This window comes from Halomonas sp. IOP_6, assembly GCF_021151565.1.
GTDB classification, from domain to species: Bacteria; Pseudomonadota; Gammaproteobacteria; order Pseudomonadales; family Halomonadaceae; genus Vreelandella; species Vreelandella alkaliphila.
Genome location: NZ_JAIRBO010000003.1, coordinates 419,778 through 435,832, shown reverse-complemented (window position 1 = coordinate 435,832; position 16,055 = coordinate 419,778). Strand labels below are relative to the sequence as shown.

Genomic DNA, 16,055 nt, shown 5'->3' with positions numbered 1-16,055 from the left:
AAAGGCACTGCTAGCTTTGTTGTTAGTAAAGGCAACCGCCTGATCATCGACCGCTTATCGATGCGTGTCGAATCGCTAGCTCACTTAAGGAGATTATGTGATGAACAAGGCCGCAGAGAAATCCACCCAGCAGTTTGAGTCTGTCTTTGTATCGCCAATGCGTTCTTATACCCTGGCAGCGCTTGATTATTATCAGCAAGTCGTCAGCGCGCAAATGGATGCAGCACGTGCATACTCTGATATGACGGTTGCTCAGGCACGCACATGGTTAGACGTTAAAGATGCCGACAGCTTTAAAAAAGCTATGGAAAGTCAGCAAAAAACAGCTTCTGACCTAATGGAGCGTATGAAAGGAGACTCTGAAAAAGTCACCTCGATTAGCCAAAACTTTATGCAAGAGAGTCAGAAAATGGCGGAAGAGACCACTAAGAAAGCAGTGGAAACCGCTAAGCAGTAATCTATTTTGCATTAGATAAGTGACTGATAATGAAAGATCAGACGCTATTAATCGATAGATCAAATGCCGCACCGTCAGGTGCGGCATTTTTTTGTCTATATGCATTTTAACGCGTTGTAAGATGTTATTTCTGCAAGCAAAAAAGAGTGGCTGCATGCGGTGGGCTTTGCGTGGTGATATGCCCGTTACAACGGCTGTTCAGCCCGTACGTTCAGCCTGAAGCGGGCGATACGAATGATCTCCTTAATTGCTGTTTCACGCTCTTCAGCTAAACCATTGTGTAAGCGTGCTTCAAACGCCGCCAAAATGGCGTGGCGATCAAGCCCCTTCACCGCAATGACGAAGGGGAAGCCAAATTTTTCTTTGTAAGCAGCGTTAAGTTGTTCGAAGCGGGCAAACTCTTCAGGCGTACATTGATCTAGCCCAGCGCCTGCTTGCTCGCGTGTAGAGTCTTGGGTCAGCTCACCCGACATCGCCGCTTTGCCTGCTAAGTCAGGGTGGGCCTGAATAACAGCGATTTGCTGTTCAGGTGTTGCCCGCTGCAGCATAAGTCCCATCAGGTCAGCTAGCGCGTCAGGTGCGTCATGCGCATTGCTTAACCCTTCCTTCCAGGCCGCTTCCGCCACCCAGGGAGAGTGCTCATATACATCGCCGTAATGTTGGGTAAAGCTTTCTAAGCTGCATGTACTAGGAGCGGGCGAAAGGGTCAGTGATGTTGAGGTAGCCACTAAATTTCTCCAGTATGTTTAATAATGGGAATACTGTATACAATAAATGGTATCAACGGTACTCTTTGACCGATAGGTTAAGTCGGTCAGCTGTTATCAACAACAGTAAACAACAACTGTGATTATTAAGGAGTTGCTATGGGACGGTTAACGACTCACGTACTCGATACCGCTAAAGGACAGCCCGGCCAGGGGATTACCATTGACGTGTTCCGCCTAGCAGGCACCACGCGCGAACACTTGTGCAGTGTGATTACCAACAGCGACGGTCGTTGTGATGCGCCTATCTTAGAGGGTGATGCCCTCACGGTAGGCGAGTACGAGCTGGTTTTCTACGCGGGTGACTACTTGCGCGCCCAAGGCATCGCCTCTCAAGAGCCGCGCTTTTTGGACGTGATTCCTTTACGTTTTGGCGTTGCAGATGCCAGCCAGCACTACCATGTGCCGTTACTGCTATCCCCTTATAGTTACTCTACCTATCGCGGTAGCTAGAGCTTGGCTATTTTTTTGCCGCTTTTTGCCTAGCCTGACATTCGCTCGCTGAGTTACCAGGTAAACCTGCTAGGACTTGTTTATGCAAGCATATATTATTGATTTTGCTAACTTATTGTTACGCTGGTTGCACGTTATAGCAGCCATAGCCTGGATCGGTGAGTCGATCTATTTTGTCATGTTGGATAATGGCTTAAGAACGCCGAAAGCAGCCGAAGATCGTGAAAAAGGCGTTTTTGGAGAGATGTGGGCCGTGCATGGCGGTGGTTTCTACCATAATCAAAAGTATGCTACTGCGCCTGCCAAGCTGCCGAATGACCTTCATTGGTCGTTCTGGAAAGCCTATACGACATGGCTATCGGGTTTTGCCTTGTTCGTTATTCTCTATATGGCAAACCCGGGCTTCTATCTAGTTAACCCCAACAGCAACTGGGCGTGGGCGGCGAGTATGACAGGCTGGCAGGCCAATCTACTGGCGCTGGCCTTCTTGCTCGGCGGTTGGGTGGCTTATAACGAACTCTGTAAACGCATAAGCCCTAACATGGACCGCGACGGTCTTCTCAGCGTTGCCGTTGCGGTGATGATGATAGTGGTCGCCTATTTAAGCACCCAGATGTTCACAGGGCGTGCCGCCTTCCTATTAACCGGGGCTGTGATGGCCACCGCCATGTCAGCTAACGTGTTCTTTTGGATTATTCCCGGCCAGCGCCGCATGGTGAAAGCCATGAAGGCAGGCGAAGCGCCTAATCCATTGGATGGTAAACGGGGCAAGCAGCGTTCGGTACATAACACCTACTTTACGTTGCCGGTAGTACTGTTGATGGTGAGTAACCACTACTCTTTCATCTACTCCCATGAGCTTTCCTGGGTGGTCATGGTACTGTTTATTTTTGCCGGTGCCCTTATCAGGCAATTCTTTGTATTAATGCACGCAGGAAAAACGCAGCCAGCCTATCCTGCGGTTGGGATAGGGCTTATTCTATTAGCGTTTTGGGTAGCCGCACCGAGCCCAGGTGCTGGTAATGTGAGCGCGTCTGGTGCGCCCAGCCAAGCCCAAATTTCAGGGTTAATTGATCAGCATTGTAGTCAATGCCATGCTCGCAACCCTGAGCATGCCGGTTTTTCAGCGCCGCCTGCAGGCTACGCGTTTGATACTTGGGATGAAATCCTGGGACATCAAGCGCAAATTAAGCAAGTTGTCGCGAGTCGATATATGCCACTTGGCAACATCACCAACATGAGTGATGAAGAGCGCGATATTATTGCCGCGTGGGAGGAGTGATTAAAGGAGATCCTATGAGTGATGCGCAGGCGGCGTTAAAGCAAAGACCCGCAGAAAAAGAAGGCGAGGAGCGTCACGAGTCAATCTATCGCGCGGTTAGCGATGCCATTGTAGAGCAGCGGCTAAAACCGGGGGCTCGGCTGCGCGAAGACGCCTTGTCAGACGTCTTTGGTATCAGCCGTACCGGTATTCGTAAAATCTTGCAGCGCTTAGCATTAGAACAGTTGGTAACGCTCACACCACGTCGGGGAGCCAGCGTAACACGGCCTACCGCCGAAGAGGCCAAGGATGTGTTCGACGCACGCCAGATGATTGAGTGTGGGCTGATGCCTGATGTGGCAAGGCGGGTTGGAGAGAAAGAAGCCGCTGAACTACGGGAAATGGCTCGTCAGGAGCGTCAAGCGCTGCGCAATGGCCAACAGAGCATCGCTATCCGCCTGTCTGCTGACTTTCACGTGCGCCTTGCCCAGCTTTCGGGTAACGCAACGCTTGCTGAGTTTGTTGAGCGTCTGTGCTCACGCTCGTCGTTGATTCTGGCGGTTTACGGTCATCGTGGCCACTTAGGCTGCGAATCCCACGATCACGATGATTTGATCGGCTATCTGGAAGCAGGCAATGGCGAGCGTGCGAAAGCGTTTATGAGCCGCCATCTCAAAGCGATTGAAGCCTCACTTTCGATGGTTGAAGAAGAAGAGAATGTGCCAGACCTGCAGCAGATTTTTGGTGGTTAAGCAGGTTAAGTAGTGAAATATAAGCAGTGAAAAGCCCAGGCCTTTAGGCCTGGGCTTTTTTGTGGAGGTAGGAAGTTTAATGCTGTGTGAGTGCTTACACCGCAGGTGCTGGGACGGCCTTAAACTAGCGCATTAAACCATAATAGAACAGCCCACCTAACCCTGCGCCAATCAGCCAACCAAAGCCGCCAAGGCTTTCGAACGCAGGCACGATGACCGTAGAGAGCGAGAATAACGCTGCACCGCCGAAAGCAATCAAGGCGCGGCTATTCCAGCCATTAACGTAGTAGTAGGCGCTGCTGGGCGCTGAGGAGAATAGCTCTTGCATATTGAGGTGTTGGCGTTTGATCAGGTAGTAATCCACCACAATGATGCCGTAAAACGGCGCTACTATGGCACCTAAGGCGTTAACGAAGCCGGGTACGCCAATTTGGCTGATCACTGAAATCCATAGCGCACCGACAAAGAAAGCAATCACTGCGGTAATCAAGCCACCCATCTTAAAACTGATTTTGCTGGGAAACAGGTTGGCCAAGTCGTAAGCCGGTGGAATAAAGTTAGCGACCAAGTTGATGCCTACGGTGGCCGCGAAGAAGGTGAGGGCAGCCACAATGGTCAATGGTAGTGAATCAACACGCTCAACAATGTCGGCGGGATTGGTCAGCGCATCCCCAAACAGTACCAATGTGCCAGCCGTAATGATTAGCGCAATAAACGAGAAAAAGGCGACGTTTAGTGGCAAGCCCAGCAAGTTGCCAAGTTTCATTTGGCGCTCGGTTTTGACAAAGCGAGTGAAATCGCCAAAGTTAATCACTACCGCTGCAAAGTAGGCCACCATGGTGCCAACAATTGCTAGAAACGCCCCAAGACTACTGCCACTTTGCTCACCGCTACCGCTAAAAATAGTGCTCACTGCGGGTAGCAGTTCACTTCCGGCCTGGAACCATACAATGATCATCAGTACGACCATCACCACATAAACCAGCGGCCCAGCCCAGTTTAGAAAGTGTTTGATGCGCTCAATGCCCTGCCAGAAAATGGCGATTTGAAATAACCAAACAATCACGAAAGACAACCAAGCGACCCCAGAAAGGCCCAGGAAAGTGCTGCCATTGCCAGCCCCAAACAGGGCTGTGATGAGCAGCGCCACAGCCGTTGAGGCAAAGTAAGTCTGTACGCCGTACCAAAAAATACCAACGATTGCGCGTAGCAACGCTGGCAGGTTAGCCCCCCGTACTCCCATGCTGGCGCGAACCATAACAGGAAAAGGGATGCCGTATTTGACGCTTGGTTTGCCGGTTAGGTTGACCAGGAACATGACAATGACACCGGCAAGAATGATGGCTGCCATCACTGCCCAACCATTCAGGCCGTAGGACAGAAACAGCGATGCCGCTAAGGTGTAGCCAAACAGGCTTTGAATATCATTCGACCACACGTTGAAGATTTCAAACGCGCCCCAGTTACGGTCTTGGGGCTTTAAGGGCGCAAGGTCTTCATTGTAAAGAGTGGGATCAATTTGCTTTATATCGAGATCACTATTGGACGGCTGCTTATTCATGGTTAACGCTCTCTTGTCGGAAACGTTTGCCTGCCACGCACAGCTAGCAGGCAGACACGCATCATGGTTACTGGGTAAAACGTTGGCAGGCAGGCCAATGCTTCATCAGTAGGTAATAGGTCAACCCGGCAGGAATAAGGCTGGCGTACCATGAGATCGAAGAGAATGTCAGCGCGGCCACAATGCCGACTACCGTGGCAATTAAGGCGGCTTTGTTGACGCCTTGATAGGGGCCAGAAGGGTCGTATAGTTTACTAATGTCCAGTGTGCGACGGCGGATGATGTAGTAATCGACGACTAGAATGGCAAAGATAGGCCCAAGAAACGCAGAGTACGTTTGTACGAATAGCTGCAGACCAGCAGCCGACTCAGGCTGAACAAGTTTCCATGGGAAAGTGGCAAATGCCAGTAGGCCTACAATAACGGTGGCGACCGGAAACTTAAGTTTGAATACGTCCATTAATACGTAGGTGGGGGGCACCACATTATTCAGTACATTCGTGGTTACCTGTGCAAAGGCGATGAATAGCAGTGTGGTCATTAGCAGGGGCGTGTTGTCTACAGCGTTAGCAAATACCTGAATGGGGTCTGCTGTGCCTGTCGCCTCTGACACCATGTAGCCAATCAAGCCCATAAACAGCGTACAGGGCAGAATAGACATGGCATAGATCGTTGTTAATAAGCTTTGGCGGGTGCCTTTCTTGTGCTCTCGTGAATAGTCGCTAACATTCAGCATCATGGTGCTATAAATGCCCAGAAACAGCATGGTAGCGCTCCAGAACGGCAAGCCCCAAGAGCCTTCCATGGTCAAAATGCTGGCCGACAGCTCATCGCCGTAGCGTTGCACCGTGGCGTAGAACATATACATCAGCGAAAGCAAAATAAAGACGCTGCCTATATTCTCAAGCCATTTAATCCCCTGAAAGCCCAGTACTGACAAACCAATCTGCAAAAATTGGAAGGTAATAAAGTAGAAAATCAGATTATCGAAACCGAACAATGTGGCAGACACCATATTGAGCGCGCCTGCGCCTATCCAGCTTTGAAAGCCGTACCACACCACCGCTGGCACAGCCCTTACCAAGCCAGGAATGCGGGTGCCGGTAAAGCCAAAGGCGCTACGCGCCTGCACCATAAAGGGAATGCCATATTTGTAGCCAGCTGCGCCATTAACTGCCAGCGCAATACCGATTACAAAGCAGCCAATCGCTATAGCGAGTGTTGCCTGTAGTAGGTTTAAGGTGCCCACCACGCTTGAACCCATGGCAAAGGTACCAATTGAGACGCATCCACCAAACCAGGCTAAAAAGTAGGACGTTCGCCCCATGATTCGCGTGCTTTGCGGTGCTAGGCTTTCTGCGCCGATGGCTTTGTCAGCTATTGCGGTGTTCGCAACGGGAGGTTCTTCTGACGTAAGAGCAGGGTTGGAGTTGCTCATGTTTCCGTCCTCGCAAGATTGTCGGTGTTATTGGCAGCTTGAGCGCATTACGCGCCCAAGCGATGCTTGCGGCATGGCGTGCTAACGGGAGTACAGTTATTTTTGAAGTTATTGTTTTTAAGATCTGTTTTTAAGATCTGTTTTTAGGATCTGTTTTTAGGATCTGCTTTTAAGGTCATTCTTTTAAGTCATGGCTACTACGTGTTTTTTAGTGATATTTACCTGGGTAAGGGGAGGTGAAGGTCGGAGAGTGCAGAGAACTTGCCGGTAAATGCTTTCGGGCGCGGGTAGTCCAGGTCGCCATGTTTGCTGGTGTGGAGACCTAGGCTAACCAACGATTCTGCAAGCTTTAATGCGGCACTAACGCCCTCTATCACCGGTAAGCCAACCTCGCGGGTGATCTCTTCCGTTAAATTGGCCATTCCGCCACACCCTAAAACGATGGCACCAATGCCGTCTTCATCGCGGGCGCGGCAGCACTCTTCGACAATGCGGGTAAAGGCGGCATCAGGGTGATGTTCAAGATCGAGAACCGGAATTTCTGCAGCGCGTATGCGGCGACAGTGGTGGCGGAACCCATACTGCTCAAGTAAGTGTTCTGCAATAATACCAGTGCGTCCTAACGTCGTTACAATCGAGAAGCGGGTGCTGACCAGCGTGGCTAAATGAAAGGCAGCTTCCGCAATGCCGATGACTGGCGCGCGGGTTAACTCTCGGGCTGCGAGTAAACCAGGATCGCCAAAGCAGGCCACCACGTAAGCATCGATGCCGCCTTCACGCTCTCCTTTAAGAACTTCTTCGGCAACGCCTACCGCGCTAATGGCCTCGTCAAAATGACTCTCGATGGACACCGGTCCCGCATCAGGCTGGGTGGCGGTAACCGTTGTTGATGCCGCTGCCTGCCGCTGGGCGGCTTGATGAATGGCAGCCGTCATTGAGGCTGTTGTGTTTGGATTGATAATGCGTATATGCATGTTGAATCGCTCGCTGGTAGACAAAATTGAGCATCTTGTATACGAAAATAGGGCGGTTTTGCGTGGATCGCAAGCCTTTTTATGCGGTTTAAGTACCAGCATTGCTTGACCAAATGTTCAGTTTTCAACAGGTTAGCGACTTGCCTACTATAAAATGCTAACCATCTCAGCTAATTAAGCGGTTATTGGATTGCGGTTGTTCTATAAAGTCGCTATTTTGTATACAATTATTTTCTGTATTGTAGATCTTTAATTTCAATAAAATGCTCTGCAACCCGCTATCTACAATCGTATAAAAGGAGCCGTTGAATGCCTCATTCATCTAATCGACCATCGAATGCTTACTCTCGCGATCTGGTGGGATATGGTCGTACCCCCCCTCATGCTAATTGGCCAGGCAAGGCGAAAATTGCTGTTCAGTTTGTGCTTAATTATGAAGAGGGCGGGGAGAATTGCGTCCTTCACGGCGACTCAGGCTCCGAACAGTTCCTGTCGGAAATCATCGGTGCACCGGCTTATCCGGATCGCCACTTGAGCATGGAGTCTATCTACGAGTACGGCTCCCGCGCCGGGGTGTGGCGCATTCTGCGTGAATTTGAAAAGCGTGATTTGCCTCTCACGGTGTTTGGCGTTGCCATGGCGCTGGAGCGTAACCCTGATGTCGCCCAGGCATTTCAAGAGTTAGGTCACGAGATTGCCTGTCACGGCTACCGCTGGATTCACTATCAGGAAGTGCCCGAGCACGTTGAGCGAGAGCACATGCAGAAAGCCATGGAGATTTTCCAGCGTCTTTACGGTGAGAAGCCACAAGGCTGGTACACCGGGCGCGATAGCCCCAACACCCGGCGCTTAGTGCTAGACGAAGGCGGTTTCCTTTACGATAGCGACTATTACGGTGACGATCTGCCATTCTGGACCTCTGTGACCGATAGTCAGGGTAGTGAGCATAATCACCTTGTTGTGCCCTATACCTTAGATACTAATGATATGCGCTTTGCTGCCCCGCAAGGCTTTAATACCGCGGATCACTTCTTTACCTATCTGCGTGACGCCTTTGATGTGCTTTACGCGGAGGGCGATGATTCGCCAAAAATGCTCTCTATTGGTATGCACTGCAGGCTATTAGGGCGTCCTGGACGCTTCCGCGCGCTGCAGCGTTTTTTAGACCATATCGAGGCCCATGATCGCGTATGGGTAGCACGCCGTGTGGATATTGCTCGTCACTGGGCAGAACATCATCCCGCTCCAACCCGCTAAAAGGCAAAATAATGAATAAGTCTCCTTACTACGCCCCTACGGGGGGGCATCCGCCACAAACACAGCTAACCGCTGACCGTGCCGTGTTCACAGAAGCGTATGCGTTGATTCCCAAAGGCGTGATGCGCGATATCGTCACCAGCAACTTGCCTTTCTGGGAAGGCACTCGGTTATGGGTGCTGGCGCGTCCGCTTTCGGGCTTTGCTGAAACGTTCTCTCAATACATTATGGAAGTACAGCCTGAGGGCGGCAGTGAAAAGCCGGAGCTAGACCCCCAGGCCGAAGGCGTACTGTTCATTGTGGAAGGTGAGTTAACGCTTACTCTGGCGGGTGAGCGCCACACGATGCGCCCCGGTGGCTATGCGTTTCTTCCCCCAGGTAGCCACTGGCAAGTGCGCAATGAGTCATCTGCTCCCGTACGTTTTCACTGGGTGCGTAAAGCGTATCAGTTTGTGGAGGGGCTAGACGTACCGAAGGCTTTTGTCACCAATGAGCAAGACATTGCTCCCCTCGAAATGCCGGGAACCGAAGGTCGCTGGGCAACCACGCGCTTTGTTGATCCTGCTGATGTGCGCCATGACATGCACGTCAATATCGTGACTTTTCAGCCAGGTGGCGTGATTCCTTTTGATGAAACTCACGTGATGGAGCATGGGCTTTATGTGTTGGAAGGGAAGGCGGTGTATCACCTTAACCAGCAGTGGGTTGAGGTAGAGGCTGGCGACTTTATGTGGCTTCGTGCATTCTGCCCTCAAGCGTGTTACGCCGGCGGCCCAGGGCCATTCCGCTACTTACTGTACAAAGATGTCAACCGCCACGCCGCACTCAAGCTCTAGCATTGAGCTCAGGCGGTTAAGTTCTGGTATATAAGTTCTGGTATATAAGTTCCGGCGTTGGCTGCTTCGCTGTGTTGTTATCCGGAGAAGCAGCCTATTTTAGGATTTTATAATGATTAAATTGATAGCCGAACCGCTAACAGCTGAGGCGTTTGCGCCTTTCGGCGATGTGATAGATGCCCGTACGTCGGCGTCGTTTCCCATTAATGCTGGTCGTACCCAGCGCCATCATGATCTGGCGGGCGTTGAGACATTAGGCGACAACGCCCATGCGCTGATTAATATTTTTGTCAGCCAGCCGATTACGTTACCGTTGGAATTAACCTTTTTAGAGCGCCACCCTCAGGGTAGCCAAGCCTTTATGCCGCTGCATCAAGAGCGCTTTATTGTGGTGGTAGCCCCCCCTGGTGACACCATTAACGCTGCAGATGTACGCGCGTTCGTTACTGATGGCCGTCAGGGCGTCAATTATCGGGCAGGCACTTGGCATGCTATTCAGTCGGTGCTTGAGCGTGAGGGCGAGTTTTTAGTGGTAGATAGGGGAGGTGACGGCAATAACTGCGATGAGTATTCGCTTGATATTACCGTTACTCTAGGCGAATAACTTGCGCTAACAGCATACGGTTGTCATCTTGCTCAGGTTAGCTTTTGACTGAACGAGAAAAATAGAGCGCACATTGCGCGTAGGAGACCAGCATGTCACAAGCCCACCGTTTGCCAAAACTACTCAAAATGCTGCGTCACTACGACGATCCAGTCAGCGGTGCGGATCTGGCTGAAGCGCTAGGTATACCGCTGAGTGTTCTCTACAAAGATATTGCTGTGCTTAGAGCCGTTGGGGTCGAGATTGTTAGTGAACCAGGCCAAGGCTATGTGCTCCCACCTAGCGCTCAATTACCTCCCCCAACGCTCAGTGAACCAGCCGCTGAACGGTCTGATGAACTGGTTTTCTATACGCATCCCCTTTCGCGGGGAGGCATTGTGCACTGGATGCTTGAAGAGCTTGGTGTGCCTTATCGCTTAGTGGTCCTGGAGTACGGGTCCACAATGCATTCGCCAGACTATTTAGCCATCAATCCGATGGGCAAGGTACCAGCTATTCGCCACGGTGAGCGAGTGGTCACAGAGGCTGCCGCTATCTGTGCTTATCTTGCCGATGCCTTCCCCGAGGCGGGTTTGGCACCGCCGCTTTCAGCAAGAGGTGACTATTATCGCTGGCTATTCTTCGCTGCTGGGCCGCTAGAAGCTGCTGCCTCGCTTAATAGCTTGGGCTTCCAACCTAATGCAGAGCAGCGGATGCGGCTAGGTTCTGGCGACTTTGCGACGGTGATTGACGTTCTGGCTGCGGCCGTTAATGGACGCCGCTACATCGCTGGTGATGCTTTTAGCGCCGCCGATGTTTATGTCGGTTCCCACATTGGATGGGGAATGCAGTTTGGAACCCTGCCACGCCGTCCTGAATTCGAACATTACTGGGCGGGGCTGCAAAACCGTCCTGCACGGCAGCATTGCGAGATGTTCATCCAGCAGGCGTTGGCACAGTAGTTGCCCTGTAAATGGTGACGCGCCAGAGGTAGTCGTCCCCACGCTGATGAACGCTTATATAAGTTTTTATTTTCATTCTATTAATAATTAGGAAAATTATGAACGCACTGCACTTCTCTTCGATCCGTCGTACTAAAATTGTCGCCACCCTGGGCCCCGCCAGCGACCGGGAAGGTGTCTTAGAAGCCATGTTAGCGGCGGGTGTTGATGTGGTGCGTTTAAATTTCTCTCATGGCACCGCGGATGATCATCGTCGACGCTTAATGCGCGTGCGCGAAATTGCTGCTCAGCTGGGCCGAAGTGTCGCGGCGCTGGGTGACCTTCAAGGCCCTAAAATTCGCATCGCGCGCTTCAAAGAGGGCGCTGTGGTTCTTCAAGAGGGCCAGCCGTTTATTCTCGATATGGCGCTTGATGGTGATGCGGGCGATGTGCACCAGGTGGGCTGCGACTACAAAACCTTGGCGCAAGATGTGACGGCCGGTGACCGCCTACTGCTAGATGATGGTCGTGTGGTACTGGATGTCACACGAGTAGATGGCCAACAGGTACACACCGACGTGGTGGTGGGCGGTAAGCTCTCCAACCACAAGGGTATTAACAAGCAGGGCGGTGGTCTTTCTGCTCCCGCGTTGACCGAGAAAGATAAAGTTGACCTAAAAACCGCTGTTGAAATTGGTGTCGACTACCTTGCTATCTCATTCCCCCGGCATGCGGAAGATATGTTAGAGGCGCGCCGTCTACTCGGTGAAGCAGGTAAAGATATTGGCTTAGTTGCCAAGGTAGAGCGTGCTGAAGCCGTAGCGGATGAGGCAACCCTTGACGGCATTATTGAAGCATCAGAAGCGGTCATGGTGGCGCGTGGCGATTTAGGGGTTGAGATTGGCGATGCCAAGTTGGTCGGCGTGCAGAAGCGCATGATCAAGCGCGCGCGTTCGCTTAACCGCGCTGTGATTACTGCCACGCAAATGATGGAAAGCATGATTTCTGCGCCGCTGCCTACCCGCGCAGAGGTATTCGACGTTGCCAACGCAGTACTGGATGGCAGTGATGCGGTAATGCTTTCCGCCGAAACGGCTGCAGGTGATTACCCACTGGAAACCGTTGAGGCTATGGCACGAGTATGCTTAGGCGCCGAACGTGAGAAAACTGCCCAAGAGTCAGGACACCGTATTCATGAAGGCTTCTCACGGCCAGACGAAACCATTGCACTTTCGGCAATGTATGCTGCCAATCATATGAAAGGCGTTACTGCGATTGCCTGTATGACCTCCTCGGGTTATACGCCGCTAATTGCCTCGCGTATTCGTTCAGGCTTGCCTATTGTAGGACTTGCCCATACCCCCATTGCTCAACGCCGTATGGCGCTTTATCGTGGTGTGGTATCACTGCCGTTTGATACCTCAGCTATGAGTGCCACAGAGTTGAATGACGAAGCACTGACGCTGCTGGTCAAACAGGGTGTTGTTAAGCTTGGCGATCATGTGATACTGACTCGAGGTGATCATATGAATGCTCATGGCGGCACCAACACCATGAAGATCATGGCAATTACCGAGCAGCATATTGAGCAAGCGCAGCGCTGATTGATGCGAATCCTGCTATTAACGTGTTTACTGTTTGTTACTGCGCCTGTGTTTGCAGGCGCACCTATCATTGCGGCTGCTTCTAATCTGCAGTTTGCGTTGGAAGAGGCTGCGCAACGCTTTACTCAGCAAACGGGTCATGCTCTGCGCCTCAATTTTGGTTCCTCCGGAAATTTTCGCCGCCAAATTGCTCAAGGAGCCCCCTTTGAGTTGTTTCTCTCGGCGAACGAAGCCTTTGTACAAGCGCTTTATCAAGAAGGCCACGTCGATAACGAGGGCGTTATTTATGCCCGTGGTCGGCTGGCGTGGGCGCAGCCTAAAGGAAAGTACCCACCCCCCGATGCACACACGCCGCTTGCTGGTGTTCATGAGGCGATTGCCGCACTTGAGGAGGGGCAGCGTCAGCGTATCGCGATTGCCAGCCCAGAACATGCGCCTTACGGAGTTGCTGCCCAAGAGGTATTGCAAAAGGCTGGGTTGTGGGAAACTACCGAGCCATTGCGTATTCAAGGTGAAAATGTGTCGCAAACGCTGCAGTTTGCCCTGTCGGATGATGCCCGTGGTGGGTTAGTGGCGAACTCTTTGGTGCTGGCTTCAACACTCAGCGAGCGAAGTGAGTTTGTCTTGATTCCCGAAGCGTGGCACACGCCGTTGCGTCAACGTATGGTACTTACACCTCAGGCAGGAGAGGTGGCACAGGCTTTCTATGCATGGCTTCAGCAAGCAGACGCGCAGGCTATTTTGCAACAGTACGGTTTTAATACAGATTGATGGACTGGACGGCGCTCTCGGTATCGCTGCGCTTAGCAGGCTTGACCTGCCTCTTTTTGCTGCCCGTTGGGGTGTGGTTAGGCCGTGCATTGGCTACCGCACATTTTCGCGGCAAAGGGCTGTGCGAAGCGCTAGTGGCGTTGCCGTTAGTGTTGCCACCCACCGTGCTCGGCTTTTATTTGCTACAGCAATTTGGCCGCGACGCACCCTTGGGCAGCGTTTGGGCCTCGTTCACAGGGGGCGGGCTCAACTTCACTTTTAGCGGTATCTTGCTAGCCTCATTAATCGCTAATTTACCTTTTGCAATTCAGCCTATTCAGCGGGCGTTTGAGAATGTGCCCACTAATCTGCGTGAAGCGGCTTGGTGCAGCGGGCTGAGCCCTTGGCAGACCTTTTTGCGCATTGAACTACCGCTGGTATGGCCAGGCATTCTTTCCGCTATCGCATTAACATTTGCCCATACATTGGGAGAGTTTGGGGTGATTTTAATGGTCGGTGGTGCGATTGATGGGGAAACCCGCACGTTAGCGATTGCTATTTATGATCGGGTACAGGCGTTTGATGAGCAGGGGGCCGCACGTATGTCAGCGCTGCTGCTATTGGTGTCGTTAACAACCCTAGGTCTGGTCTACGGGCTTGCAGGCAGGCGCAGGTGGGTTCGTGGCTAAAGTGATCACTGGTAGCGGACTGGAGGTAATGGCCAAGCAGCGTAGTCCGATACCACTGGACGCGGCATTTAGCTGCCCAGCGGGCGAGCTTCTAGCGCTGGTGGGCCCGTCCGGTAGTGGCAAAACCACGTTACTGCGTACTATCGCTGGCCTATATCAACCAGAGCAGGGCCATGTGGCATGTTTGGGCAGCACTTGGTTAGCAACTGAACGGCGCTACTCGCTTACCCCCCAGCAGCGAAAAATCGGCATAGTGTTTCAAGATTATGCACTGTTTCCCCATCTTACTGCACTAGCGAATGTCCAGCTTGCCCTGGGACATCTTCCCCACTCTGAACGTACGCTCCGTGCGAAGCAGTGGCTTGCCAATGTGCGTTTGGAGGGGCTGGAAAAGCGCTTTCCCAGCGAACTTTCTGGCGGCCAGCGCCAACGCGTGGCGCTGGCACGCGCCTTAGCGCGTGAGCCGCAGGTATTATTGCTAGATGAACCCTTCTCAGCTGTTGATCAGGTGACCCGGCGCCGGTTGCAGCGAGAACTGGCGCTGTTGCGTCAGCAAATATCGATTCCCATTATCTTGGTTACCCACGATTTAGAAGAAGCCACTGCACTAGCAGATCAAATCTGCGTGCTGCATAACGGCGTAAGTCTTCAGCAGGGGAGCCCCGAAGCACTATTTCGGCGGCCTGCCTCGCCGCTGGTGGCAAGGCTTTTAGATCGCCACAATATTTTCGAGGGTGAAGTGACCAGTGTTAATGGCCAGAAACGGCTGCAGTGGGGGGATCGCTACTTAGAGGTTGCCGTAGGCCTTTCTGATCTGCCGCAGGGTGAGAGAGTAACCTGGTACTTACCGCCTTCCGATATTGTGCTGCATCGCCGTGATCGACCTTCACAGGGTGAGCGCGAAAACCCTGTGGCCGCTACTGTGCATGAAATGGTCGTTCTTGGCGGTATCACCTCAATCTCGCTGCGTGTTTTGCATGGCGATATGCTACGTTTCGATATTGCCACCCATGCCGCTAGGCGCAACCAGCTAGCACTGGGAGAGCAGGTATATGTGTCACTGCTTGCTGCAGGCATTCATATTATGTCAGGAAAACATGTTGCTATGTCGTCACGCCATATGTCCTCAAATAACCTGTCTTCAAATAGCCAGTCTTCTACTAATATGCCCTCTCATCATAAAAGGAACTTGTCATGACTGTTACTCGCCGTCAGCTACTGAAGACGTCTTTGGGAGTTTCACTAGCGGCGAGCTTACCGTTGCCGCTGTTGAGCGCCTGGGCTGATGAATCTCGCCAAGCCTCGACATTGCCGCTGGCGATTCACAGCCAGGAAGGCCCGCATCGATTAGACGTTGAAGTGGCCGAGACCGCCGCTCAGCGACAGCGCGGCTTAATGGAGCGCGAGCACCTGCCTGAAGCGCGTGGCATGCTATTTCGGTTTGAGAGCGAACAGCCCGCTGGCAACGCCTTTTGGATGTACCGCACGTTAATCCCGTTGGATATTGCTTTTATTAACGGAGAAGGGCGCATTGTGGCGATCAACACCATGCAACCCTGTGCGTCTGATACCCCCCGTGAGTGCCCCGCTTACCCAGCCGGTGCGTCTTACCATGCCGCGCTGGAGGTTAACGCAGGCTACTTCGCTGAGCGCGGTATCCAGGTGGGCGACTGCGTATCAGTCCCTGCTTTGGCAGGGTTTTGCCGCCCTGATGCATAGTGTGCCGATACCG

The 16,055-nt window shown here is 52.2% G+C and carries 17 protein-coding genes; 13 read left to right on the top strand and 4 right to left on the bottom strand.

Annotated elements, in window-relative coordinates; translation table 11 throughout:
* Positions 1–100 precede the first annotated feature (100 nt).
* Positions 101–457 (top strand): phasin family protein, encoded by a 357-nt coding sequence (locus K7H08_RS08170; protein WP_038477905.1) that lies wholly within the window; start codon positions 101–103, stop codon positions 455–457.
* 185 nt (positions 458–642) lie between these two features.
* Here K7H08_RS08170 and uraD read toward each other — a convergent pair whose 3' ends face one another.
* Entirely contained in the window at positions 643–1,185 is a 543-nt protein-coding gene (gene uraD, locus K7H08_RS08165; protein WP_038477902.1) for a 2-oxo-4-hydroxy-4-carboxy-5-ureidoimidazoline decarboxylase, read from the bottom strand.
* Positions 1,186–1,323: 138 nt separating this feature from the next.
* Here uraD and uraH point away from each other — a divergent pair, with 138 nt between their 5' ends.
* The 3 genes from uraH (at position 1,324) to K7H08_RS08150 (ending at position 3,690) form a co-directional block, all read left to right on the top strand.
* On the top strand, positions 1,324–1,677 hold the full coding sequence (gene uraH, locus K7H08_RS08160; RefSeq protein ID WP_120386401.1) for a hydroxyisourate hydrolase: 354 nt from the start codon (positions 1,324–1,326) through the stop codon (positions 1,675–1,677).
* Between the two features lie 82 nt (positions 1,678–1,759).
* On the top strand, positions 1,760–2,959 hold the full coding sequence (locus K7H08_RS08155; protein WP_231657664.1) for a urate hydroxylase PuuD: 1,200 nt from the start codon (positions 1,760–1,762) through the stop codon (positions 2,957–2,959).
* A gap of 14 nt (positions 2,960–2,973) precedes the next feature.
* Positions 2,974–3,690 (top strand): GntR family transcriptional regulator, encoded by a 717-nt coding sequence (locus K7H08_RS08150; protein WP_231657663.1) that lies wholly within the window; start codon positions 2,974–2,976, stop codon positions 3,688–3,690.
* Positions 3,691–3,814: 124 nt separating this feature from the next.
* Here K7H08_RS08150 and K7H08_RS08145 read toward each other — a convergent pair whose 3' ends face one another.
* The 3 genes from K7H08_RS08145 to K7H08_RS08135 all read right to left on the bottom strand — a co-directional run bounded on the left by K7H08_RS08145 (position 3,815) and on the right by K7H08_RS08135 (position 7,663).
* The gene (locus tag K7H08_RS08145) at positions 3,815–5,251 is read right to left on the bottom strand and encodes an NCS1 family nucleobase:cation symporter-1 (protein WP_231657662.1); all 1,437 of its coding nucleotides are present in this window, start codon (positions 5,249–5,251) and stop codon (positions 3,815–3,817) included.
* A gap of 67 nt (positions 5,252–5,318) precedes the next feature.
* A complete protein-coding gene (locus K7H08_RS08140; protein ID WP_095604050.1) occupies positions 5,319–6,689 on the bottom strand; it encodes an NCS1 family transporter in 1,371 nt (456 codons plus the stop codon).
* A 218-nt stretch (positions 6,690–6,907) separates the two neighbouring features.
* Positions 6,908–7,663, bottom strand: coding sequence for an aspartate/glutamate racemase family protein (locus tag K7H08_RS08135; RefSeq protein ID WP_038477886.1), 756 nt, complete (start codon positions 7,661–7,663; stop codon positions 6,908–6,910).
* Between the two features lie 309 nt (positions 7,664–7,972).
* On the opposite strand from K7H08_RS08135, the gene puuE reads away from it, so the two are divergent.
* From puuE to K7H08_RS08090, 9 genes are all read left to right on the top strand, one after another.
* On the top strand, positions 7,973–8,920 hold the full coding sequence (puuE, locus tag K7H08_RS08130; RefSeq protein ID WP_038477885.1) for an allantoinase PuuE: 948 nt from the start codon (positions 7,973–7,975) through the stop codon (positions 8,918–8,920).
* A gap of 11 nt (positions 8,921–8,931) precedes the next feature.
* Positions 8,932–9,756 (top strand): bifunctional allantoicase/(S)-ureidoglycine aminohydrolase, encoded by an 825-nt coding sequence (locus tag K7H08_RS08125; protein WP_038477883.1) that lies wholly within the window; start codon positions 8,932–8,934, stop codon positions 9,754–9,756.
* Between the two features lie 112 nt (positions 9,757–9,868).
* Positions 9,869–10,360 carry an ureidoglycolate lyase gene (locus K7H08_RS08120; protein WP_231657661.1) on the top strand — a complete coding sequence of 164 codons (492 nt, stop codon included), beginning with the start codon at positions 9,869–9,871 and terminating at the stop codon, positions 10,358–10,360.
* A gap of 92 nt (positions 10,361–10,452) precedes the next feature.
* Positions 10,453–11,301, top strand: a complete 849-nt coding sequence (locus K7H08_RS08115) for a glutathione S-transferase N-terminal domain-containing protein (protein ID WP_231657660.1) — start codon at positions 10,453–10,455, stop codon at positions 11,299–11,301.
* Between the two features lie 98 nt (positions 11,302–11,399).
* The gene (gene pyk, locus K7H08_RS08110; RefSeq protein WP_038477876.1) at positions 11,400–12,884 is read left to right on the top strand and encodes a pyruvate kinase; all 1,485 of its coding nucleotides are present in this window, start codon (positions 11,400–11,402) and stop codon (positions 12,882–12,884) included.
* Between the two features lie 3 nt (positions 12,885–12,887).
* Complete coding sequence (gene modA / locus K7H08_RS08105) at positions 12,888–13,655, top strand: molybdate ABC transporter substrate-binding protein (RefSeq protein ID WP_198348915.1); 768 nt, start codon at positions 12,888–12,890, stop codon at positions 13,653–13,655.
* Positions 13,655–14,323: a molybdate ABC transporter permease subunit gene (modB, locus tag K7H08_RS08100; protein ID WP_038477870.1), complete on the top strand. Its 669-nt coding sequence runs from the start codon at positions 13,655–13,657 to the stop codon at positions 14,321–14,323. Before modA ends, modB begins: the two co-directional genes overlap by 1 nt.
* Positions 14,316–15,521: an ABC transporter ATP-binding protein gene (locus K7H08_RS08095; protein WP_198348916.1), complete on the top strand. Its 1,206-nt coding sequence runs from the start codon at positions 14,316–14,318 to the stop codon at positions 15,519–15,521. The genes modB and K7H08_RS08095 overlap by 8 nt, the downstream gene beginning before the upstream one ends.
* Entirely contained in the window at positions 15,518–16,042 is a 525-nt protein-coding gene (locus tag K7H08_RS08090; RefSeq protein WP_038477864.1) for a DUF192 domain-containing protein, read from the top strand. Before K7H08_RS08095 ends, K7H08_RS08090 begins: the two co-directional genes overlap by 4 nt.
* Positions 16,043–16,055: the final 13 nt, after the last annotated feature.

What these genes read in the sequence shown, in the direction of transcription:
- modA (WP_198348915.1), top strand. Translation starts at nt 12,888, where the DNA reads ATGCGAATCCTGCTATTAACGTGTTTACTGTTTGTTACTGCGCCTGTG.
- K7H08_RS08155 (WP_231657664.1), top strand. Translation starts at nt 1,760, where the DNA reads ATGCAAGCATATATTATTGATTTTGCTAACTTATTGTTACGCTGGTTG.
- K7H08_RS08135 (WP_038477886.1), bottom strand. Translation starts at nt 7,663, where the DNA reads ATGCATATACGCATTATCAATCCAAACACAACAGCCTCAATGACGGCT.
- K7H08_RS08125 (WP_038477883.1), top strand. Translation starts at nt 8,932, where the DNA reads ATGAATAAGTCTCCTTACTACGCCCCTACGGGGGGGCATCCGCCACAA.
- puuE (WP_038477885.1), top strand. Translation starts at nt 7,973, where the DNA reads ATGCCTCATTCATCTAATCGACCATCGAATGCTTACTCTCGCGATCTG.
- K7H08_RS08140 (WP_095604050.1), bottom strand. Translation starts at nt 6,689, where the DNA reads ATGAGCAACTCCAACCCTGCTCTTACGTCAGAAGAACCTCCCGTTGCG.
- K7H08_RS08150 (WP_231657663.1), top strand. Translation starts at nt 2,974, where the DNA reads ATGAGTGATGCGCAGGCGGCGTTAAAGCAAAGACCCGCAGAAAAAGAA.
- pyk (WP_038477876.1), top strand. Translation starts at nt 11,400, where the DNA reads ATGAACGCACTGCACTTCTCTTCGATCCGTCGTACTAAAATTGTCGCC.
- K7H08_RS08170 (WP_038477905.1), top strand. Translation starts at nt 101, where the DNA reads ATGAACAAGGCCGCAGAGAAATCCACCCAGCAGTTTGAGTCTGTCTTT.
- uraH (WP_120386401.1), top strand. Translation starts at nt 1,324, where the DNA reads ATGGGACGGTTAACGACTCACGTACTCGATACCGCTAAAGGACAGCCC.
- K7H08_RS08090 (WP_038477864.1), top strand. Translation starts at nt 15,518, where the DNA reads ATGACTGTTACTCGCCGTCAGCTACTGAAGACGTCTTTGGGAGTTTCA.
- K7H08_RS08115 (WP_231657660.1), top strand. Translation starts at nt 10,453, where the DNA reads ATGTCACAAGCCCACCGTTTGCCAAAACTACTCAAAATGCTGCGTCAC.
- K7H08_RS08145 (WP_231657662.1), bottom strand. Translation starts at nt 5,251, where the DNA reads ATGAATAAGCAGCCGTCCAATAGTGATCTCGATATAAAGCAAATTGAT.
- K7H08_RS08120 (WP_231657661.1), top strand. Translation starts at nt 9,869, where the DNA reads ATGATTAAATTGATAGCCGAACCGCTAACAGCTGAGGCGTTTGCGCCT.
- modB (WP_038477870.1), top strand. Translation starts at nt 13,655, where the DNA reads ATGGACTGGACGGCGCTCTCGGTATCGCTGCGCTTAGCAGGCTTGACC.